This window comes from Acidovorax facilis, from assembly GCF_050626955.1.
Lineage (GTDB): Bacteria > Pseudomonadota > Gammaproteobacteria > Burkholderiales > Burkholderiaceae_C > Acidovorax > Acidovorax facilis.
This window is the reverse complement of record NZ_CP192460.1, coordinates 2,501-24,385: the sequence shown is the minus strand read 5'-3', so window position 1 is coordinate 24,385 and position 21,885 is coordinate 2,501. Positions and strand designations below refer to the sequence as shown.

Sequence of the window (21,885 nt, the reverse complement as noted above, 5' to 3'; positions counted from 1 at the left end):
GCTCAGTTTTGCGTGTAGCAGGTCTTGTTGGGCAGAACGGTGTCCACGTAGCTCTCCACACTGACCGCCGTTGGGAAGGCCGTGGGTATCTGGTCGCCAAAAATGCACAGGCGGCTCCCCTTGCGGGCCCAGACGGCACGCGATGTCAGGCCTGACGGCTGGGTCCACAGGCCCCAGAACGCGGTCATAGTAGCCGTGCTGCCGTTACGGTCGAACGCCACACTGCCCACACCGGTCAGAGGTCCGGCCACCGTGCCAGCGCCCGTGCAGTTGGCGTCAGCATAGGTGGCCACACCGATCTGTCCCGCCACGCGATTGTCCCCCTGGCGGGTGATGCGCCACAGCGAGCGGCCCCAGGTGCCGGGCCGCACCACTACGCACAGCTCCTGCTTCCAGTCGCCTTCGGGCAAGGCCACCACCGTGCCGCAGCTCACCTCCACCGAGCCCACGTTGGCAGAGACCACGCTGCCGGTGCCATTGCGCACCGTGCAGCTCTGGCCGGAAGGCTGCGTGCGCACGGTGACCGCATAGCCCGTGCCGCCGGCCAGCGCAGTGCCGAACGTGAAGCCGCCGTTGCTGGAGACCGAGAGGTCATCGCCCCCGTTGTTCTGCAGCACCAGCGTGCCACCCGCCAGACCGGTCACTGAACCGCCAACCGTATAGGTGGCGGCCGCCAGGTTCTCACAGCGCACCTGCACGTTGCTGACGTTGGCGGTGGCGGTGCCCGTGCCCTGGGTCACCGTGCAACGCTGGCCGCTGGGCTGGGTCTTGACGGTGACGGCATAGGCAATGCCACTGTCCAGGCGCGTCACGAAGACGAAGTTGCCGTTGGCATTGATCGTCAGGTCGTCCTTGCCAGTGTTTTGCAGCGTCACCGTCTTGCCAGCGCCCAGGCCCGTGACCGCACCGCCAATGCTGAACGCACCTGCGGTAGGCGGCGGCGTGCCATTGTTGTCATCGTCACTACCGCCACAACCCACCAGCAAGGCGGCCGCCAAGCCAAGGGGTGCCCAGCGGAAGAGGGGCCGTACGGAATGCCCAGTGCGCCCAGCACCCATTGCGCTTGCTTGTCGTGTCATGAACAGAAACCTCTTGATCGTGAATGAAGGGCGGATTCTGTGCAGCACCTCCTGCGGTACGGAACCCTACCCTGGTAGGGTTTGCGCGCCGTCCATCCTGCTCAACACTTGGCAGAATTTGCCCTGCCTCCGCGCTGTCAGCGCGCCTGCGCCGCAAGGCGCAGCCACCCTCTCCCACTACATGGCCCCTACTTCCCCTTACGCGCTCATCCTGGACGACCATCCGCTCGTGGCGCACGGCATGGCCGAGTTCCTGCGCGCACGCCTGCCGCAGATGGAGGTGGTTGAGGCCGCAGGGGCGGACGATCTCCTGCGCTGGGTGGAAATGCGGGGCACACCGGCCATCGCGCTCATCGACTTCTGGCTGGCGGAAGGCGCTGCGGTGGGCCTGATCGCCCAGGTGCGCAGCCACTGCCCCGGGATGCCCATCGCCGTGATCAGCGGCGACGATGACCCCGCCGTGATGGAGCAGGCCCGGCAGGCAGGCGCACAGGGCTTCATCCACAAACAAGCAGCGCCTGAGACCTTTGGTCTGGCGGTGGAAGCCTTGCTGAGCGGGCTGGTCTGGTTTGAGCCGGGCCTGCTGGGCAGCCAGCCGCCGCGCAGCCGCGATCTGCCGGTGACTCCGGCCGAGCTGGGGTTGTCCACCCGCCAGGGCCAGATCCTCGCGCTGGTGCTGCAGGGGCTGCCCAACAAGCGCATCGCCTTGCAGCTGGACATTGCCGAGAGCACCGTGAAGGAGCACGTGACGGGCATCCTGGAGCGGCTACGGGTGCGCACGCGAATCGAGGCCATCACGCTGTTGCGCGGCCGGCGGCTGGAGCGGTCCTGATGCGCCTTGTCCGGGCCGTGGTGCTGGTCGCGGCCTTGTGCCTGCAGACGGCACTGCCCGCAGGGGCACAGGTACCGAACCCGGACCTGGCAGAGCTGGACCGGCTGCAGACCCTGTCGCAACGCAACAGCGCCGAAGCCGTGCAGGCGCTGCAGGCCGCCGCCACCCGCTTTGCCAACGCGGCCGATGTCGCGACCCGGCGCACCTACCTGGCGGCGCTGACGGACGCAGCCTTCGAGACCGGGCAGGCTGCGGTGGTGACCGAGGGCATAGCGCAACTGAAAGCGCTTGCGGCTGCGCACAGCGATGCCTCGACGCAGGTGCTGGCCACCTGCTTCGAGGCCCGGCAATGGGCCGTGGCGGGCAAGACAGGCGCCGGGCTGGACGCCCTGGCGCGCGAAGCGGGCGCGGCGGAGCAGGTGCCTGACCCTTGGGTGCGCTGGCTCTACCACCTGACGCTGGGTGCCCTGCACAGCAGCAACGGCCAGTTCGAAGCGGCGATGACCCACCTGCTGCGCAGCCTGGAACTCTCGCGCACGCTGCCGCGCCAGGCAGCCACATCCGAGCTGCGGTCGCGCACCCACCTGGAGCTGCTGCACTTCGACATGAAGAACCCCGACCGCGCGCTGCAGACCATTCGCGAGACGCTGCCGCTGGCCGAAAAGCTGGGCGCCCAGCAGGCGCTGGGCTGGCTGCACCTGCACCGTGGCAATGTGGAAAACGTGCAGGGCAACCTCGACACCGCCGCGGCCGCCTACCGGCAGTCCCTGCAGATCGCCCGCGCCGGCGGGCTCACCGGGCTCCAGGCCACGGCGCTGAACAATCTGGGCGACGTCCTGCTGCAGCGCAAGGCCTATGCCGCAGCCGAGCCCGTGATGCGCGAGGCCCTGGCAGCGTACCGCGACGCGCACGAGCTGAACGGGGCCGCAATGGCGCAGGCCAACCTGGGCTTTGCGCTGATGGGCCAGGGCCGCATTGCGGCTGGCGTGCACGAGGTGGAGGCGGGCATTCGGTTTGTGCATGAAGCAGGCTCCCTGCCCATGGAAGAGCAGCTGCTGGGCGAGCTCTCGCGCATGTACGAGCAAGCCGGCCTGTACCGCGAAGCCATGGCCACCACGCGCAAGCAGCAGGCGCTGGCCAAGGAGCTGTTCCATACCGAGCGCGATCAGGCCGTGGCCGCGCTGCAGGAGCGCTTTGACAGCGCTGAACGGCAGCGCCAGATCGAGCAGCTGGCGCAGGCCAATCGGGTGCAGGATGCCGAGCTGCGTGTGCGCCGCATGCAGCAGATCGGCCTGGCCGCCACGGTGGCGCTGGCCCTGCTGGCGGCGGGCGCCAGCTACTGGCAGTACCGCCGCACCCGCACGGCCAACGCGGCCCTGGCGGCAGCCCGGCGGCAGGCCGAAAGCGCGCTGACCGAGAAAAACCTGTTCCTCGCCACCGCCAGCCACGACCTGCGCCAGCCCGTGCATGCCATGTCGCTGATGGTCGAGGCGATCAGCCTGCGCAACAGCGACCCGGTTCTTCGCCCCATGGTTGCCGACCTGCGCAACAGCATGCAGGCCATGAACCAGCTGTTCAACGCACTGCTGGACCTGGCCCGCCTGGAATCCGGCCAGCCGCTGGGCGCCAAGGGCGTGGTGGACCTGAACGCACTGCTCGCGGACGTGGTGCGCCTGTTCCGTGAGCAGGCCAGCCTCGGCGGGCTGGCCCTGCGGCTATGGGTGCCGCGTGGCGGAGCTACCGTGTGGGCAGAACCGGTGCTGCTGCGCCAGGCGCTGGCCAACCTGGTGCAGAACGCGATCCGCTACACGCCCCAAGGCAAGGTGCTGGTGAGCGTGCGGGCGCGCGGCAGCGACTGGCTGGTGGAAGTGCGGGACACCGGCGTCGGCATCGCCGTGGCGGACCAGTACCGGGTGTTCAGCCCCTACTACCGAGGGGAGCGGGCGGACCAGATGAACGACGCCGGACACGGCCTGGGGCTGGCCGTGGTGGCGCGCTGCGCCGAACAGATGGGCGCCACCCACGGCCTGGTGTCGCAGGCGGGGCGGGGCTCATGCTTCTGGCTGCGGCTGCCGGCCCACACCGCTGCGGCTACTACGACGGCCGTGCCACCCGACCCGGTGGCCTTGCACCGCGACGAGACGGCAATGCGCCCGCTGCAAGGCCGCTGCCTAGTACTGGACGACGACCGCCAGGTGATCAAGGCCTGGCGCGCCATGCTGGAGGCCTGGGGCGTGACGGCGGCATACGCCACCACCACGGCCGAGGCACATGCCCAGCTCGACGAAGGGTTCGAGCCGGATGCCATCTTCTGCGACCAGCGGCTGCACACGGGCGAGAGCGGCTTTGACGTGCTGCGCGCCCTGCTGGCCCGCTGCCCCGCTGCACGCGGCGCCATGGTCAGCGGCGAGCACAACGCGCCCGCCTTGCAGGATGCCGAGGACGAGGGCTACCTGGTACTGCGCAAGCCGGTGAGCCCCGTGGAGTTGCACGCGGTGCTGGCCCAGTGGCTGGGCCCGCAGAAAAATCAATCAAAACAACCTTCAGCGCTTTACCAATAAGCGCTAGCAGCTATTTTTTTTTATAGTCTTCAGACGAATCAGGTAGCCATTGCCGCAACAAGGCGTGCAGCTGTTCCGGCGCCACCGGCTTGCGCAGCACCAGGTAGCCCTCTTCTTCCGCCTGGCGCAGCGCGGGCGAATCCCATTCACCGCTGACCATGGCCAGCGCGGCGTCAGGGCACAGTGCCTGCAGGCGCTGGAGCAAGGCGAACCCACTCTCGCCGGAGCGCAAACGCTGGTCGCAGAAGATGGCCTGCGGCGTGAAGCCCTGTTCCAGCCAACCCAGTGCCTCGGCACCATCGGCCGCGCAGCGCACCTGCACGCCCCAGTCCTGCAGCAGTTGCTGCCAGCCTGCGGCCACCTGCGGGTCGTCCTCCACCACCAGGCAGCGGCCCTGCAGGCCGCCCTGGCGCGCCACGGTGGCGGGCGTTGGCGCAACGACCACTGCGCTGGACGTGGCAGGCGGCAGCCGCAGCCAGAACCGCGAGCCACGCCCCAGGCGCGACACCAGGCCCAGGGGCGCATCCATCAGCTCGGCGCAGCGCGCCACCACAGCCAGGCCCAGGCCGTAGCCTGCATCGTCTGCCACGCGCGCCGAGGCACTGCGGGTGAAGGGCGAGAAGATCCGCTCGCGCTCCTCGGCGGCAACGCCGGGGCCGGTGTCCCACACCTCCACCTGCCAGTGCCCGGCGCGGCGGCGCACAGCCAGCAGCACGCCGCCACGCTGCGTGTACCGCAGCGCGTTGTGCACCAGGTTCACCACGCACTGGCGCAGCAGCATCGGGTCGGCCTGCACCCGGGCGCTGGCCGGTGGCGGGCGCAGGCGCAGCACCAGGCCCCGGGTGCGCGCAGATTCCCCCAGCAGCGTGGCGACTTCGCGCAGCAGCGGCGCCAGGGCCACCGCCTGGGGCCTTGCCTGCACGGCCCCCGCTTCGATGCGCGACAGGTCCAGCAGCGCATTGCACATCCATTGCAGCGACTGCACGCCCTGGCGCAGGTTCTGCAGCGTGGCATCCAGCGCCGGGTCCCGGTTGCGCAGCGCGATGGATTCGGCCAGCAGCCCCACGGCATGCACGGGCTGGCGCAGGTCGTGGCTGGCGGTGGCGAGGAACTGGTTCTTCACAGCCAGCGCCTGCTCGGCCTCGCCCTTGGCGGCACGGAACCGCTCCGTCAGGTCCACATTGCTCAGAAAGAACTGATGGCTGATGCTCGCATTGCGAAAGAACACGCCAAACGCCAGATGCATGGGCAACAGGTACGGCCAGTGATCGGGAAACACATAGGGCACCGACAACAGGCTGACCGCGTAGCTGGTGAAAAAGAACCGCTTGAAAACCACCAGCGCCGCCGACTGGTGCGCGGCATGCGCCGACACCACCAGCGTGGAGCCACAGATGAACACCACGCGCAGTTCAAAGGGCGTGTCGGGCCCAGCGGAGGCCGCAGAACTCATCACCAACGCGCCGTACAACGCCGCCAGCGCTTGCACACGAGGCAACCAAACGGCCAGCAGCGTTGCCGCACCGTGGCTGTCGCGCTGCTTCAGGGCCCGCTGCCACAGGCCCCAGACGCCCCACACAGCCCCCACCAGCAACAACGACGCCCCCCACCACAGCGTGAGGCCAGGGGGCCACAAGCCCAGCGAATACAGCCAGGCCAAGCCCGGCAGCCCCAGCAGCGGCATGACAGTGCAGCCGTCGCGCACCCGCATGAAGCTGTTGCCCAACAACTGCAGCTGGGCGGCGGGTGCCAGGGTGTCCCAGGAGAGCACGCGTTCGGAGTTCATCGGGCCGATGTTGGCATCTTCCCGTACCAAACACCCCCTACTTTGGGAGGGTTGCGTGTTGACGCCGGCGCGTGGCAGCGCTTGGGAGTACGTCGGGCAGCGACCAGGGCATGGCTGAGAGCGCATCTGCTGCGGCCCCACTCACAGCGCAACCGTCACCACGGCACGGAGGCAGCGGTCGCGGCGCCGACGATGGCGCCCAGCAGGCTCAGGCCAGCGCGCGCTGGATGATGATCTTCTGCACGTCGCTCGTGCCTTCGTAGATCTGGCACACACGCACGTCGCGGTAGATGCGCTCCACCGGGAAGTCGTTCACCACGCCGTAGCCGCCCAGCGTCTGGATGGCGGCGCTGCACACGCGCTCGGCCATTTCGCTGGCAAACAGCTTGGCCATGGCGGCTTCCTTCAGGCACGGGCGGCCTGCGTCGCGCAGCGCGGCGGCGTGCCAGATGAGCTGGCGCGCGGCTTCGATCTGCGTGGCGCAGTCGGCCAGGCGAAAGCCCACGGCCTGGTGGTTGAAGATGGCCGTGCCAAAACTCTCGCGCTCCTTCGAATACGCCAGCGCCGCATCGAACGCGCTGCGCGCCATGCCCACGCTCTGCGCGGCAATGCCGATGCGCCCGCCTTCGAGCGCGCCCAGGGCGATCTTGTAGCCCTCGCCCTCGGCGCCGATGAGGTTCTCGGCCGGGATGCGGCAGTTGTCGAAGTTGATCTGCGCCGTGTCGCTGCTGTGCTGGCCCAGCTTGTCTTCCAGCCGCGCGACCACATAGCCGGGGTTGTTGGTGGGCACGAGGAAGGCGCTCATGCCCTTCTTGCCCGCGCCCTTGTCGGTCACGGCGATGACGATGGCCACATGGCCGTTCTTGCCACTGGTGATGAACTGCTTGACGCCGTTGATCACATATTCGTCGCCCTGCTTGACGGCGGTGGTGCGCAGTGCGGAGGCGTCGGAACCCACATGCGGCTCGGTCAGGCAGAAGGCGCCCAGCATTTCGCCGCGCGCCAGCGGCGTGAGCCAGTCGCGCTTTTGCTGTGCATTGCCATAGCGCATGAGGATGGCGTTGACGGGGCAGTTGGTCACGCTGATGGCCGTGCTGGTGCCACCATCACCGGCGGCGATTTCTTCCAGCACCAGCGCCAGCGTCACGTAGTCCAGGTTGGCACCGCCGAACTCTTCGGGCACGCAGATGCCGTAGGCACCCAGTGCAGCCAGGCCCTGGTGCGCCTCTTTGGGGAAGTGGTGTTCCTTGTCCCAGCGCGCGGCGTGGGGCCACAGCTGTTCTTGCGCAAAGTCGCGCACCGCGTCGCGGATCATTTCCTGGTCTTGGGTCAGCAGCATGTTGTCTCCTTGGGATCGTTCGGCGCCAGCAGGCTCTGGATGTCCAGGCACCTACCGGCGAGTCAACATGCAATTTTGCCCGCGTCTGCGGGCGCGCCCGCTAAGGGCGGGCGGACTACGTGCTCCTGCGTACCCGGGGGCTAGACCAGCGAGACCTTGCCGCTGGACAGCTCGTACACGCCCCCCACGGCGCGGATGGCGCCGCTGGCCATGCGCCCGGCCAGGAGGGGTTCAGAGGTGGTCAACCGGGCCACATTGAGCCGCACGTTCTGCTCGGTGGCGGCCACCAGCAAGTTGGCGGGCTGGCGGCGCTGCGCCGCCTCGACGGCCGGGCGGATGGCGTTGACCAGCCCCGGCAGATGGCCGGGCAGCTGGGTGCCTTCCTGCACCACCTTGATGGTCGCGGAAACAGCGCCGCAGTTGCTGTGCCCGAGCACGAGGATGAGCGGCACCTGCAGAACCTCGATCGCGTATTCCATGCTGGCCAGCGCATCGTCGTTCAGGAAGTTGCCCGCCAGCCGCACCACGAACAGATCGCCGGGCCCCTGGTCAAACGCCAGCTCGGGTGCAATGCGCGAATCCGCGCAGCTCAGGATGGCCGCAAAGGGCCGCTGCCCGGTGGTGCGCGCCACCCGGCCCACCGAAAAGTCGCGCTGCGTGGAACGGCCCGCCACGTAGCGGGCATTGCCCTGCACCAGCCGCGCAAGCGCTGCGTCGGGGCCAATTCGGTTGTCGGGCAAAGGGGTGTCAGCAGCCAGCACACGGGCGCTGGAGGCCAGGGCAGCCAAGGCTGCGGCACCGCCCAGAAGGCGGCGGCGGGACGGCGCAAGCGCCGCCGGGGTAGCAAGACAATCACACATTTTTGGACTCCCGGTTGGGTTGCATGGAGCTGGCCCTCTCTTTAGCCAGCCCGCGCAGGAAGCCGTTTTCAGGCAGCCAGCGCCACGCAATTTTGCGGATCCACTCCACCGGGCGCCAGTCCAAATCTTGCATCGATCCGGCAGCCTGATAGCCGCCAGGCTACCAGTGCGTGGCGCGGCGCCCGTCGTGGTGCAGCAGGCGGCCTTTGTCGGCGGCCGTGACGCCCGCCACGGTGGCGCGCAGGCCGCGCACGCTGTCCTGCACGGTCAGCGCAGCGCCTTCGCCGCCCATGTCGGTCTGCACCCAGCCGGGGTCGATGGTGATGAGGGTGGCGTTCGGGTAGTCGTGTTGGGCGGATGCGATGGCCATGTTCAGCGCCGCCTTGCTGGTGCGGTACAGCCAGGAGCCGCTGTTGGGAACGCTGCCAATCTGCGACATGGACGAGGACAAGAAAGCGAACACGCCCTGCGCGTCGGCCACCAGGGGCGCGACCTGCGGCAGTGTCTGCATGGCGCCCAGCACGTTGGTGTGCATCACGGCATCGAAGTCCTGCTGGGTGGGCGGCGTGAGCGCATTGGGGCGGCGGATGACACCGGCCACATACCAGGCGGTCTCGATCTTTTCGCCGTCCAGTTGCCAAGCCAGCCCGCTGACGCTGGCAGGGTTGGCCACGTCCACGGTCAACACCTCGGCGCCCAGGGCCTGTACCCGCTCGCGGCCCGCATCGTCGCGCACAGTAGCGATGACGCGGCGACCCGCCTCGGTGTACTGGCGCACCAGCTCCAGCCCAATGCCGCGCGATGCGCCGATGACCAATATGGATTTCATAGAAGAAATTTGGGTGAAATTGGGCTCTAGCGCTTATCCATCAAGCGCTGAAAGCTATCAAAACAGAAGTATTCAACATCAATCCCCTCAAGCGTCGCCGAGTTGCTGCTCTTGCGCCAGTTGGGCGCGGTAGCGCTGCAGCATCGCCACTTGCGACTCGGGCTCGGTCGCAAGGCCCATCTGGTCGTGAATCATCTGGCCCATGGTGGGCAGTTGCGCGCGATCCACCTGCGCATCGGCGGACCACAGCCGCGAGCGCATGTAGGCCTTGGAGCAGTGCAGGTAGGCCTCGGCGACGCGCACTTCGATCACTATCTTTGGGCGCTGGCGCTCGGCCGTGAAGAAGTCGGTATACAGCGCTTCGTCGCGCAGGCGTGCGGTGCCATTCACCCGCAGGGTTTCATCCACACCCGGGATCATGAACAGCAGGCCGATGCGCGGGTCACTCAGCAGGTTGGTCAGGGTGTCGAGCCGGTTGTTGCCGCCCGCATCGGGCAGCAGCAGGGTGTGGGGATCGGGCGACTTCACAAAGCCCGGCGCACCGCCGCGCGGCGAGGCATCCAGCAGAGCACCATGAGCGCCACCACTGGCCACCACGCAGAACGGCGACAGGGCAATGAAGCGCTGGCAGTGCCCATCCAGCTGCGGTTGTTGCTTGCGCAGGGCCCGCTCGCCGGGGGCTGCGTACAGGGTGCGCAATTGTTCGAGCGTTTCGATCATGGTGTGGCCTGCAAGGGGTTGAAAGAATTCACGGGCAATGCACGGCAAACTCGAAATAGCCTGACCACGCGGGATCAAACGCAAAGGTCAGCTCCAGCGATTCGGCCTCGTCGCGCAGCAGCAAAGGTGCGAGCGTCTGCATGGCCAGCTGCTTGTCGCCCACGTAATACACGGCCTTGCGGCGCCCCGCGCGGGTCAGTGTGTAGGCCATGATGCCCAGCTGCGGCAGCGCGAGCAGCGTGGCTGCCTGGTCCTGCAGGTCTTGCACGGCGGCCAGCTGATCGCGGTTGCCCACGGCCAGGTCCAGGGTCAGCGCGTAGGCCAGATCGGCGCGCATGGCCACGGGGTTGGCACTGCGGTTGACCATGACAATGGCCTTGTCTTCAGCCTCGTCACCGCTGCCATCCTCATCGTCCTGCCCGCCAAACGACAAGGTCATGCCCGACCAGTCGTGCTCGCCCGCAGGGAAGTCGCTGGTGCGGCCCAGGGTGTCCACCCAATAGCGGTCGAACACCGGCACAAACTGGCTCAGGGGCACCCAGGGTGCCAGCGGGTCGGAGGCTTCCTCCACAAAATCCACCGCGCCCACCTTGACGGCGAAGTCGTATTCGCCCAGAACATGGTCGAGCATGATGAACGCCATGTTGCGCGCGTGGTCCTGGTAGTCGCTGGGGATCTCGCGGCCAAAGCGGATCTCCAGCGCGGCCTGGCCATCGTCCTGTCCGCAGGCGACCAGCACCTCCGATGTGGACAGCTCAAAGCCCTCCATGCCGATGGGAAAGTCGGGCTGCGAGGTGCGCTCGCGAAACGCGCGCAACCGGTAGTTCTGCAGCACGGGTGCGGCAGCCACCACCTCCATCAGCAACGGAAAGTTGTCTATGCTGCCGTGGGCGGTGACGATGAGATCCACCACCGCATCGCTGTCGCCGCCAGACATCTCCAGCGCCAGGCCCCTCAGGTGACGCTCGATGAGCACGTTGGCCGACTCGACCCGCTCGCGCAGAGGCTGGGCCTGGAGCGATGCCTGGGCATCGACAAATTCACGCCAGAAGGTGGTGATCTCGGGAGATGGTGCGGTCATCGCGGTCCTTGTGAAGAGATGGGAATCATCCCATCCCTCTCCATCGTCAGACCAGTTCGAGCGCCACGGCCGTGGCCTCGCCGCCGCCGATGCACAGCGTGGCCAGGCCCTTGGTCAGGCCGCGCGCCTTGAGCGCGTACATCAGCGTCACCATGATGCGTGCACCGCTGGCGCCGATGGGGTGGCCCAAAGCGCAGGCGCCGCCGTTCACATTGACCTTGTCGTGGGGCAGGTCCAGCTCCTTCATCAGCGCCATGGGCACCACCGCGAAGGCTTCATTGATCTCCCACAGCTGCACATCGCCAACCTGCCAGCCGGCCTTGGCCAGCGCCTTCTGCGTGGCCCCCAACGGGGCAGTGGCGAACCACTCGGGCTCTTGCGCATGCGTGGCGTGGCTCACGATGCGGGCCAGGGGCTTGCAACCCAGCTTCTTCGCGGTGGATTCGCGCATCATCACCAGCGCGGCGGCGCCATCGTTGATGCTGGAGCTGGACGCGGCGGTGATGGTGCCGTCCTTCTTGAAGGCGGGCTTGAGTGTGGCGATTTTTTCGAGCTTGACCTTGCCGGGGCCTTCGTCCACCGACACCACGGTCTCGCCCGCGCGGGTCTTGACGGTCACTGGGACGATCTCGGCCGCGAAAGCGCCGGACTCGGTGGCCGCCTTGGCGCGCTGCACGCTGGCGGTGGCAAACGCGTCCTGCTGCTCGCGGGTGAACTGGTACTTGGCGGCGCAGTCTTCGCCAAAGGTGCCCATGCTGCGGCCCGCTTCGTAAGCGTCTTCCAGGCCGTCGAGCATCATGTGATCAAAGATGCGGTCATGGCCCAGTCGGTAGCCGCCCCGGCCTTTTTGCAGCAGGTAGGGAGCGTTGGTCATGCTCTCCATGCCGCCTGCCACCATGACGTCGTGCGTGTCGGCCAGCAGCATGTCATGCGCCATCATCGCGGCCTTCATGCCCGATCCGCACATCTTGCTGAGCGTGACGGCGCCAGCGCCCTTAGGCAGGCCGCCCTTGAACGCCGCCTGGCGCGCGGGTGCCTGGCCCTGCCCAGCCATCAGGCAGTTGCCGAACAGCACTTCGCCCACGGCGTCAGGCGACACACCGGCACGCTCGATGGCGGCCTTGATGGCGGCGCCGCCCAGGTCGTGCGCGGCCAGGCTGGAAAAGTCGCCCTGCAGCGAGCCCATGGGGGTGCGTGCGGCGCCGACGATGACGATGGGGTCTTGGGTGGATGCAGACATGGTGATGGTCTCCTGTGAAATGGTTCGGATGAAATGTTGGGGAGGGGTGAATGCTGGGGGCTACCGGACTGCTGAGCCATGCGCAAAGCGCCGGTCTGTGTCGTAGGGAAAGACGTCAAACATGTGGCCCGCCCGGATGCGTTCCTGGTGCGACTGCCAGAAGGCAGCGTCGAGCAGATCGGCGTGGTGCTGCATGAACACCTCGCGCACGGCATCGTTGCCGAGCAGGAAGGGGCCGAAGGTTTCAGGGAACACATCGCGCGGGCCGACGCTGTACCAGACCTCGCCGCTCATTTCCTCTTCTTCATTGCGCGGCGTGGGCACGCGGCGGAAGTTGCAGTCGGTGAGGTATTCGATTTCGTCGTAGTCGTAGAACACAACCTTGCCGTTGCGCGTGACGCCAAAGTTCTTCCAGAGCATGTCGCCCGGGAAGATGTTGGCGGCCACGAGGTCCTTGATGGCGTTGCCGTATTCGATGACGCTGTGCTCCATCTGCTGGCGCGCGCGCGGGTCTGACAGGCCGGTGTCGAAGGCTTCCTGCAGGTAGATGTTGAGCGGGATCATGCGCCGCTCGATATACAGGTGCTTGATGATCACCTCCGTCTGGCCGTCGCCATCACGGTCGCTGATTTCGAGCTGGCTGGGGGCGAACTTCTCGATCTCGGCAATGAGGGCATCGTCGAACCGGCTGCGCGGAAAGGCCACCTCGCTGTATTCGAGCGTGTCGGCCATGCGGCCCACGCGGTCGTGCTGCTTGACCAGCAGGTACTTGGCCTTGACCTGCTCGCGCGTGGTTTCCTTCTGGTGCGGGAAGTAGTCCTTGATGAGCTTGAACACGAAGGGAAAGCTCGGCAGGTCGAACACCAGCATCACCATGCCCTTGATGCCGGGCGCGATGCGGAACTGGTCGCTGGAGTGCTTCAGGTGGTACAGAAAGTCGCGGTAGAACAGCGTCTTGCCCTGCTTGGCCAGGCCCAGGGCGTTGTAGATCTCGGCCCGCGGCTTGCGCGGCATGAGGCTGCGCAGGAACTGCACGTAGGCGCTGGGCACCTCCATGTCGACCATGAAGTAGGCGCGTGCGAAGCTGAACAGCATCTGCATGTCATCTTCGCCAAACAGGGCCGCGTCGATAAACAGCCTGCCGTTGTCGTCGTGCAGGATGGGCAGCGCAAACGGCACTTCGTTGAAGCCGTTGATGATCTTGCCCACGACATAGGCGCCTTTGTTGCGAAAGAACAGGCTGGTGAGCACCTGGATCTGGAAGTTGGCGCGCAGCCTCACTTTGTCGAGCCGGCCTCGCATAGCGCCCACCACGCAGGCGGTGTCTCGGCCCAAGTCCGCAAATTCACGCTGCAGCTGGAAGTTCTCGATGATGACCTGGAAGGTCTCGCCCAGCGTGTCTCGCGACGGGTAATAGGCGCGGTAGGTGGGGCGCGCTGCGGGCTCTTCGTTTTCGATGTATTCGGTACTGACCGCAGGCCGCACAAAGATGAAGTCGTTGTGGAAATGCGTGCGGTGCAGGATCTTGGTGGTGACCGAGTTGAAGAAGGTCTCGGCCAGTTCGGGCTGGTGGTGGTTGACCAAGAGGCCGATGTAGTGCAGCTTGACCTGGTGCCACACGTCCATGGGCTGTGCACCCGCCTCGAACTCTTTCTCTAACCTGCGCACACACTCTTTCACGCGCAGGTCGTAGAACTCGATACGCTCGCGCTGGGCCCGCTGCTGGCCGTGCCAGTCGCCGGTTTCAAAGCGGTGCTTGGCCCGCGCGGACTCGGTGCGGAACAACCGGTAGTGCCGGTTGAAGCCATCCATCATGGCCTTGGCAATGCCGTAGGCCTGGGGAGCGTCAAGCCGTTGCGGGAACATGGCGGGTGCTCTGCCGTTGAGGGGATGCGGTGGTTGGCTATTGCCTTTTGACGGCAGCCACACCGGCGATTGCGGCCTTGTACAGCGAGTCCAGGCCTTCGGTGCTGCCCACGGACATGTGCAGGTTGTTGATGAGACCATCCTTGAGCCCATAACACCAGCCGTGCAGCGTAACCTTCTGGCCCCGGCCCCAGGCGTCGAGCATCACCGTGGTCTGGGCAATGTTGACGACCTGCTCGATGGCATTGAGTTCGCACAACACGTCATGGCGCCACTCTGGGGCGGTGGCGGCAATCAGGTCACGGTGGCGGTCGCGCACATCCTGCACATGCCGGATCCAGTTGTCGGCCAAGCCGACGCGCGTACCCTCCAACGCCGCCAGCACGCCACCACAGCCGTAGTGCCCCACCACCATCAGGTGCTCGATGTGCAACTGATCCACCGCGTACTGGATGGTGGACAGGCAGTTCAGGTCGGTAGGCACAACAACGTTGGCCACATTGCGGTGCACAAACACTTCACCGGGCTCCAGGCCGGTGATCTGGTTGGCAGGCACCCGGCTGTCGGAGCAACCGATCCACATGTACTTGGGCTTTTGCTGCGCCAGCAGGCTGGTGAAAAAGCCGGGCCGCTCGCGCTCCATCTGGGCCGCCCAGGCGCGGTTGTGAACAAACAGGTCTTCGATGGAGGAGGGCATGTTGTCCTTGGGTCTCAATGATTAGATAGAAGCTCAGCAGGTTTCAGCAAACAGCTCACGGCCGATCAGCATGCGACGAATTTCGCTCGTGCCCGCACCAATCTCGTACAGCTTGGCATCGCGCCACAGGCGGCCCAGCGGGTATTCGTTGATGTAACCGTTGCCACCATAAATCTGCACGCCTTCGCCCGCCATCCAGGTGGCTTTCTCGGCACACCAGAGGATCACGCTGGCGCAATCCTTGCGCACTTGGCGCACATGGTCGGTGCCGAGCATATCGAGGTTCTTGGCCACCGTGTAGGCAAACGATCGCCCCGCCTGCAGCACGGTGTACATGTCGGCCACCTTGCCCTGGATGAGCTGGAACTCGCCAATGCTCTGGCCGAACTGCTTGCGGTCGTGAATGTAAGGGATCACGTTGTCCATCACGGACTGCATGATGCCCAGCGGGCCACCGGTCAGCACCGCACGTTCGTAGTCCAGGCCACTCATGAGCACCTTCGCGCCCTGGTTCAGGCCACCGAGCACGTTCTCTGCGGGCACCTCGACGTCCTGGAACACCAGCTCGCCCGTATGGCTGCCGCGCATGCCCAGCTTGTCGAGCTTCTGCGCGATCGAAAAGCCCTTCATACCCTTCTCGATCAGGAAGGCGGTCACACCGCGCGCGCCCAACTCAGGCTCGGTCTTGGCATACACCACCAGGGTGTCTGCATCAGGGCCGTTAGTGATCCACATCTTGCTGCCATTGAGCACGTAGTAGCCGCCCTTGTCCTCGGCCTTGAGCTTCATGCTGATCACGTCGGAGCCCGCGCCGGGTTCGCTCATGGCCAGCGCGCCCACGTGTTCGCCGCTGATGAGCTTGGGCAGGTACTTGGCTTTTTGTGCCTCGCTGCCGTTGCGGTTGATCTGGTTCACGCACAGGTTGCTGTGGGCGCCATAAGACAAGCCCACCGAGGCGCTAGCGCGCGAGATTTCTTCCATGGCCACCATGTGGGCCAGGTAGCCCATGGCTGCGCCGCCGTATTGCTCGGGCACCGTGATGCCGAGTACGCCCAAGTCGCCCATCTTGCGCCACAGGTCCATGGGGAACTGGTCATTGCGGTCAATCTCCGCCGCGCGGGGGGCGATCTCAGCCTGTGCGAAGTCGCGCACGGCGTCGCGCAGGGCGTCGATGTCCTCGCCCAGTTGGAAGTTCAGGCCGGGAAGGTTGGCGGGAATGCTCATGGGGGATGTCTCCTCGTAAAAGGTAGGGAAATGGGCCGGATTCAGCCCTGAATGTTGTCGCGTCCTGTGACCGCCATGAGGGTGCACCCCATGGTGGCGATGAGTTTTTCTTGGCTGCCGTCGATGGCGAAAGCGCGGCCTTCGCACACGGTGATGGTGCGGCCGGGCTTCAGCACCCGCCCTTCCATGCGAAATCGCTCGCCCTTGGCGGGGGCCAGCAAATTGATCTTGAACTCGATGGTGAGCACGGCAGCGTCGGCCGCCATCAGGGTGAAACCGGCATATCCACACGCCGAATCCAGCGCTGTGGCCACCATGCCCGCATGGAGAAATCCGTGCTGCTGGGTCAGCCCGACCGCCCAAGGGAGTTTGATGTCCACAGCACCTGGCGCCACAAGGCCCAGCGAGGCGCCAAGGGTCTGCATGGCTCCCTGGCGCGCAAAACTGTCGCGCACGCGGTCGGCAAAGTCAGCGCAACGCGGCTCAAGGGGGGGCGTGCTCACAACAGTCTCCTGATTTACGTTTACGTAAACGTCAATTATGAATCAATTTTGCTTTTCTACCTTGGCCAGCAGCGAGCGCGCCTCTTCTTCGTGCTCGCGCACCTCTTCCAGGTTGGCCTGCAAATCGGCCATCTGCTCTTCGAGCTGCTTGCGATGGACCACCAACACGTCGAGGAATTTGCGCAGCTGAACGCCCGTATCACGGGGGCTGTCATAAAGGTCAATGATCTCCTTGGCTTCCGTCAGTGACAGGCCCAGGCGCTTGGCCCGCAGCGTCAGGCGGAGCCGGGTGCGGTCGCGTGCGCTGTACACGCGGTTGCGTCCGGCAGATCCAGTGCGCTCAGGCTGCAGCAGGCCCATGTCTTCATAAAAACGGATCGCCCGGGTGGTGAGATCGAACTCTTTGGCAAGGTCGCTGATGGTGTAAGTATTGGCCATGGTGGGTGCTGCACACAGCAGTATCGGTTTCGCGCAGGAGACAGCCCGGTGGCGGCAGCTCCCTACAATGCATCGAATGCATGACGTTTACGTTAACGTCAATGCTAACCCATCACACCTTCGCCATGAACCCACTCGAACACCAGATCCACTACCCGCTGGGCGACGCGCTCCCTTCCGAGGGCGGCTCCATCGAGATCGCGCCGGGAGTCCACTGGATTCGCATGGGTCTTCCCTTTGCACTGGATCACATCAATCTGTGGCTGCTGCGCGACCGACAACTGGGCGCTGGCGGTGTCATGCTGGACGGGTGGACCGTGGTGGACTGCTGTATCGACAGTGCTGCGACCCGTGCGCAGTGGGAGCAGATTTTCGTGAACTGCCTGGGTGGCTTACCTATCTTGCGCGTCATCGTGACCCACATGCATCCAGACCATATCGGCTTGGCCCATCGGCTGTGCGAGCGATGGGATGTGCGCTTGTGGATCAGTGCCACCGACTACAACGTGGCTCGGGTCGCTGTCTATGACCCGCAAGGGTTTGGCGGAGAAGCAGGGGCGGACTTTTATGCGCTGCATGGCGCACAAGACCCATCCTTTTTAGCCCATGTACGTGGGCGCGCATCGTATTTCCCGACCCTCGTTCCCGCGCTGCCACTCCGCTTTCGCCGAATCATGGATGGAGACACGCTGGACATCGGGGGCCGGGCGTGGCGTTGCATCAGCGGCTACGGACACGCGCCCGAGCATATGGCGCTGTTTTGTGCTGAGTTGACCACCTTGATCAGCGGTGACATGGTGCTACCGCGCATCTCGACCAATGTCAGCGTCCATGCCAGCGAGCCCGAAGCCAATCCACTGCAGTTGTTCTTGACTTCGCTGTTGCGGTATCTGGATCTGCCGGAAAGCACATTGGTGCTCCCATCGCATGGCAAGCCGTTTATAGGCTTGGCCACACGCATTGCCCAATTGCAAGACCACCACCGGGAACGGCTCTCGGAGATCTTGCAAGCAGCCCATGATCGTGCCTTGAGCGCTGCAGATACTTTGCCGATTCTCTTTCAACGCAAGCTGGACACCCATCAGATGACTTTTGCCATGGGTGAGGCACTGGCGCATCTGCACCATCTGTGGATGGATGGGAAGTTGGAGCGCTTTCTCGACCAAGCCGGGGTGCAGAGATTTCGCGCACCGAACGGTGGATAGACGTATCCAATACCTCAACGACATGCGCTCATTGAGTGGCCAACGAATGCCAAGCCCAACCCGGCACGCGTATAAATGCTGATCAAGGCCTACAAGGCTTGTGAGATGTCGCGCACGCCTGGTCGGCACAAGTAGTCTGAGACGGGCTAGTTGGGCTGTTGAACCGGAACGCATTGAGCAGTCCGCTGCACTTGATGCATTTTGGGATCCCCCAAAGCAAAAAACCCCAGTCATATCTGACTGGGGTTTTCTGGGCTGTAAGAGCCTGACGATGACCTACTTTCACACGGGAACCCGCACTATCATCGGCGCAAAGTCGTTTCACTGTCCTGTTCGGGATGGGAAGGAGTGGTACCAACTTGCTATGGTCATCAGGCATAACTGGGTGCTGAGCTGTTCGAGGAACAGCCTAGCGAATTCATAGAGTTTGGAATCAGATTTTTGTGTCTTTTGACTGCGTCAACTTGGCATAACAATCTTTGAGCTTTTCACACATTCCTTACGGTTTGCATATTGGCTATCAAAGTTATAGGGTCAAGCCGCACGAGCAATTAGTATCAGTTAGCTTAACGCATTACTGCGCTTCCACACCTGACCTATCAACGTCCTGGTCTTGAACGACTCTTTAGGGGGCTCAAGGCCCCGGCAGATCTCATCTTGAAACGAGTTTCCCGCTTAGATGCTTTCAGCGGTTATCTCTTCCACACTTAGCTACTCGGCAATGCCACTGGCGTGACAACCGATACACCAGAGGTGTGTCCACTCCGGTCCTCTCGTACTAGGAGCAGGCTTCCTCAAATCTGCAGCGCCCACGGAAGATAGGGACCAAACTGTCTCACGACGTTTTAAACCCAGCTCACGTACCTCTTTAAATGGCGAACAGCCATACCCTTGGGACCGGCTACAGCCCCAGGATGAGATGAGCCGACATCGAGGTGCCAAACACCGCCGTCGATATGAACTCTTGGGCGGTATCAGCCTGTTATCCCCAGAGTACCTTTTATCCGTTGAGCGATGGCCCTTCCATACAGAACCACCGGATCACTATGTCCTGCTTTCGCATCTGCTCGACTTGTCAGTCTCGCAGTTAAGCACGCTTATGCCATTGCACTATCGTCACGATGTCCGACCGTAACTAGCGTACCTTCGAACTCCTCCGTTACGCTTTGGGAGGAGACCGCCCCAGTCAAACTGCCTACCATGCACTGTCCCCGATCCAGATAATGGACCTAGGTTAGAACCTCAAACACACCAGGGTGGTATTTCAACGTTGGCTCCATGAGATCTAGCGACCTCACTTCAAAGCCTCCCACCTATCCTACACAGATCTGTTCAAAGTCCAATACAAAGCTACAGTAAAGGTTCATGGGGTCTTTCCGTCTTTCCGCGGGGAGATTGCATCATCACAAACATTTCAACTTCGCTGAGTCTCAGGAGGAGACAGTGTGGCCATCGTTACGCCATTCGTGCAGGTCGGAACTTACCCGACAAGGAATTTCGCTACCTTAGGACCGTTATAGTTACGGCCGCCGTTTACTGGGACTTCAATCAAGAGCTTGCACCCCATCATTTAATCTTCCAGCACCGGGCAGGCGTCACACCCTATACGTCCACTTTCGTGTTTGCAGAGTGCTGTGTTTTTATTAAACAGTCGCAGCCACCGATTTTTTGCAACCCCGTTGGGCTCGCCTTGTACAGGTTCACCTACTTGGGGCATACCTTCTCCCGAAGTTACGGTATCAATTTGCCGAGTTCCTTCTCCTGAGTTCTCTCAAGCGCCTTAGAATACTCATCTCGCGCACCAGTGTCGGTTTGCGGTACGGTCGTCAATAGCTGAAGCTTAGTGGCTTTTCCTGGAAGCAGGGTATCACTCACTTCGTCTGCAAGCAGACTCGTTATCACCCCTCATCTAAGCCCGGCGGATTTGCCTACCAGGCACGACTACAGGCTTGAACCAACATATCCAACAGTTGGCTGAGCTAACCTTCTCCGTCCCCACATCGCACTATTGATCGGTACAGGAATATTGACCTGTTTCCCATCAGCTACGCATCTCTGCCTCGCCTTAGGGGCCGACTCACTCTACGCCGATGAACGTTGCGTAGAAAACCTTGCGCTTACGGCGAGGGGGCTTTTCACCCCCTTTAACGCTACTCATGTCAGCATTCGCACTTCTGATACCTCCAGCATCCGTTACCAGACACCTTCACAGGCCTACAGAACGCTCTCCTACCACGTGCAATAAATTGCACATCCGCAGCTTCGGTAACTGGCTTAGCCCCGTTACATCTTCCGCGCAGGACGACTCGATCAGTGAGCTATTACGCTTTCTTTAAATGATGGCTGCTTCTAAGCCAACATCCTGACTGTTTTAGCCTTCCCACTTCGTTTCCCACTTAGCCAATTTTAGGGACCTTAGCTGGCGGTCTGGGTTGTTTCCCTCTTGAGTCCGGACGTTAGCACCCGGTGCTCTGTCTCCCAAGCTGTACTCGTCGGTATTCGGAGTTTGCATAGGTTTGGTAAGTCGCCATGACCCCCTAGCCTAAACAGTGCTCTACCCCCGACGGTAATACTTGAGGCACTACCTAAATAGTTTTCGGAGAGAACCAGCTATTTCCAAGTTTGTTTAGCCTTTCACCCCTATCCACAGCTCATCCGCTAGTTTTGCAACACTAGTCGGTTCGGACCTCCAGTACCTGTTACGGCACCTTCATCCTGGCCATGGATAGATCACTTGGTTTCGGGTCTACACCCAGCGACTGATTCGCCCTATTCGGACTCGATTTCTCTACGGCTTCCCTATTCGGTTAACCTTGCCACTGAATGTAAGTCGCTGACCCATTATACAAAAGGTACGCAGTCACCCTTGCGGGCTCCTACTTTTTGTAAGCATGCGGTTTCAGGATCTATTTCACTCCCCTCCCGGGGTTCTTTTCGCCTTTCCCTCACGGTACTGGTTCACTATCGGTCGATTACGAGTATTTAGCCTTGGAGGATGGTCCCCCCATATTCAGACAGGATTTCTCGTGTCCCGCCCTACTTTTCTCTAGCTTAGTACCACACGTCTGTTTTCGCATACAGGGCTATCACCTGCTATGGCCGGACTTTCCATTCCGTTTTGCTAACAGTCGTGCTATCACTAGAAGGCTCTTCCGATTTCGCTCGCCACTACTTTCGGAATCTCGGTTGATGTCTTTTCCTCGAGCTACTGAGATGTTTCAGTTCACCCGGTTCGCCTCGCATACCTATGTATTCAGTATGCGATACCTCTTGCGAGGTGGGTTTCCCCATTCAGAAATCTCCGGATCAAAGCTTATTTGCCAGCTCCCCGAAGCTTATCGCAGGCTATCACGTCTTTCGTCGCCTGTAATCGCCAAGGCATCCACCACATGCTCTTAGTCACTTGACCCTATAACTTTGACGTTTCTTTCGAAACATCGCCATCTAATCTTTCAAGGACTTGCCAGGTCTTTCACCTGACGCGTTATGCCGTAAACAACTTCAACTCTTTCGAGTTGTCATCGTATTACTTAAGAATTTCAAACTAGGTTTGAATATTCGTTTTGACGCAATCAAAAATTCTTGTTGCTAGCGGCACGGTCTGCACTAAACCTTTACGAATGTG

At 63.1% G+C, this 21,885-nt stretch carries 16 protein-coding genes and 2 rRNA genes; 3 read left to right on the top strand and 15 right to left on the bottom strand.

Annotation, left to right across the window (positions count from 1 at the left end):
* Positions 1–2: 2 nt before the first annotated feature.
* On the bottom strand, positions 3–1,079 hold the full coding sequence (locus ACQ4MJ_RS00105) for a hypothetical protein (protein ID WP_431150827.1): 1,077 nt from the start codon (positions 1,077–1,079) through the stop codon (positions 3–5).
* A 181-nt stretch (positions 1,080–1,260) separates the two neighbouring features.
* Here ACQ4MJ_RS00105 and ACQ4MJ_RS00100 point away from each other — a divergent pair, with 181 nt between their 5' ends.
* Positions 1,261–1,911 (top strand): LuxR C-terminal-related transcriptional regulator, encoded by a 651-nt coding sequence (locus ACQ4MJ_RS00100; protein WP_431150829.1) that lies wholly within the window; start codon positions 1,261–1,263, stop codon positions 1,909–1,911.
* Positions 1,911–4,472, top strand: a complete 2,562-nt coding sequence (locus tag ACQ4MJ_RS00095; RefSeq protein WP_431150830.1) for an ATP-binding protein — start codon at positions 1,911–1,913, stop codon at positions 4,470–4,472. Before ACQ4MJ_RS00100 ends, ACQ4MJ_RS00095 begins: the two co-directional genes overlap by 1 nt.
* 10 nt (positions 4,473–4,482) lie before the next feature.
* Here the strand turns inward: ACQ4MJ_RS00095 and ACQ4MJ_RS00090 are convergent, their stop codons facing one another.
* The 12 genes from ACQ4MJ_RS00090 to ACQ4MJ_RS00035 all read right to left on the bottom strand — a co-directional run bounded on the left by ACQ4MJ_RS00090 (position 4,483) and on the right by ACQ4MJ_RS00035 (position 17,055).
* A complete protein-coding gene (locus ACQ4MJ_RS00090; RefSeq protein ID WP_431150831.1) occupies positions 4,483–6,258 on the bottom strand; it encodes an ATP-binding response regulator in 1,776 nt (591 codons plus the stop codon).
* 208 nt (positions 6,259–6,466) lie between these two features.
* Positions 6,467–7,597, bottom strand: coding sequence for an acyl-CoA dehydrogenase family protein (locus tag ACQ4MJ_RS00085; protein ID WP_431150833.1), 1,131 nt, complete (start codon positions 7,595–7,597; stop codon positions 6,467–6,469).
* Between the two features lie 140 nt (positions 7,598–7,737).
* Complete coding sequence (locus tag ACQ4MJ_RS00080; RefSeq protein WP_055393000.1) at positions 7,738–8,457, bottom strand: carbonic anhydrase; 720 nt, start codon at positions 8,455–8,457, stop codon at positions 7,738–7,740.
* Between the two features lie 160 nt (positions 8,458–8,617).
* Positions 8,618–9,286 carry an SDR family oxidoreductase gene (locus tag ACQ4MJ_RS00075; RefSeq protein ID WP_431150834.1) on the bottom strand — a complete coding sequence of 223 codons (669 nt, stop codon included), beginning with the start codon at positions 9,284–9,286 and terminating at the stop codon, positions 8,618–8,620.
* Positions 9,287–9,373: 87 nt separating this feature from the next.
* Positions 9,374–10,006, bottom strand: a complete 633-nt coding sequence (locus tag ACQ4MJ_RS00070; RefSeq protein WP_431150835.1) for a pyridoxamine 5'-phosphate oxidase family protein — start codon at positions 10,004–10,006, stop codon at positions 9,374–9,376.
* Positions 10,007–10,034: 28 nt separating this feature from the next.
* Positions 10,035–11,087: a DUF695 domain-containing protein gene (locus ACQ4MJ_RS00065; RefSeq protein WP_431150836.1), complete on the bottom strand. Its 1,053-nt coding sequence runs from the start codon at positions 11,085–11,087 to the stop codon at positions 10,035–10,037.
* A 46-nt stretch (positions 11,088–11,133) separates the two neighbouring features.
* On the bottom strand, positions 11,134–12,327 hold the full coding sequence (locus ACQ4MJ_RS00060) for an acetyl-CoA C-acyltransferase (protein WP_228896005.1): 1,194 nt from the start codon (positions 12,325–12,327) through the stop codon (positions 11,134–11,136).
* A 60-nt stretch (positions 12,328–12,387) separates the two neighbouring features.
* A complete protein-coding gene (gene aceK, locus ACQ4MJ_RS00055) occupies positions 12,388–14,193 on the bottom strand; it encodes a bifunctional isocitrate dehydrogenase kinase/phosphatase (protein ID WP_121421266.1) in 1,806 nt (601 codons plus the stop codon).
* 37 nt (positions 14,194–14,230) lie between these two features.
* A complete protein-coding gene (gene can / locus ACQ4MJ_RS00050) occupies positions 14,231–14,890 on the bottom strand; it encodes a carbonate dehydratase (protein WP_121421267.1) in 660 nt (219 codons plus the stop codon).
* 33 nt (positions 14,891–14,923) lie between these two features.
* A complete protein-coding gene (locus ACQ4MJ_RS00045; RefSeq protein ID WP_121421268.1) occupies positions 14,924–16,114 on the bottom strand; it encodes an isovaleryl-CoA dehydrogenase in 1,191 nt (396 codons plus the stop codon).
* Between the two features lie 41 nt (positions 16,115–16,155).
* Positions 16,156–16,617 carry a PaaI family thioesterase gene (locus ACQ4MJ_RS00040; RefSeq protein ID WP_431150837.1) on the bottom strand — a complete coding sequence of 154 codons (462 nt, stop codon included), beginning with the start codon at positions 16,615–16,617 and terminating at the stop codon, positions 16,156–16,158.
* Positions 16,618–16,659: 42 nt separating this feature from the next.
* Positions 16,660–17,055, bottom strand: a complete 396-nt coding sequence (locus ACQ4MJ_RS00035; protein ID WP_121421270.1) for a MerR family transcriptional regulator — start codon at positions 17,053–17,055, stop codon at positions 16,660–16,662.
* Positions 17,056–17,180: 125 nt separating this feature from the next.
* On the opposite strand from ACQ4MJ_RS00035, the gene ACQ4MJ_RS00030 reads away from it, so the two are divergent.
* Positions 17,181–18,260, top strand: a complete 1,080-nt coding sequence (locus ACQ4MJ_RS00030) for an MBL fold metallo-hydrolase (protein ID WP_431150838.1) — start codon at positions 17,181–17,183, stop codon at positions 18,258–18,260.
* 263 nt (positions 18,261–18,523) lie between these two features.
* Here the strand turns inward: ACQ4MJ_RS00030 and rrf are convergent.
* Together rrf and ACQ4MJ_RS00020 are read right to left on the bottom strand one after the other, a co-directional pair.
* Positions 18,524–18,636: ribosomal RNA gene (gene rrf, locus ACQ4MJ_RS00025) — 5S ribosomal RNA — on the bottom strand.
* 154 nt (positions 18,637–18,790) lie between these two features.
* Positions 18,791–21,669, bottom strand: a 23S ribosomal RNA gene (locus ACQ4MJ_RS00020).
* Between the last annotated feature and the right edge of the window lie 216 nt (positions 21,670–21,885).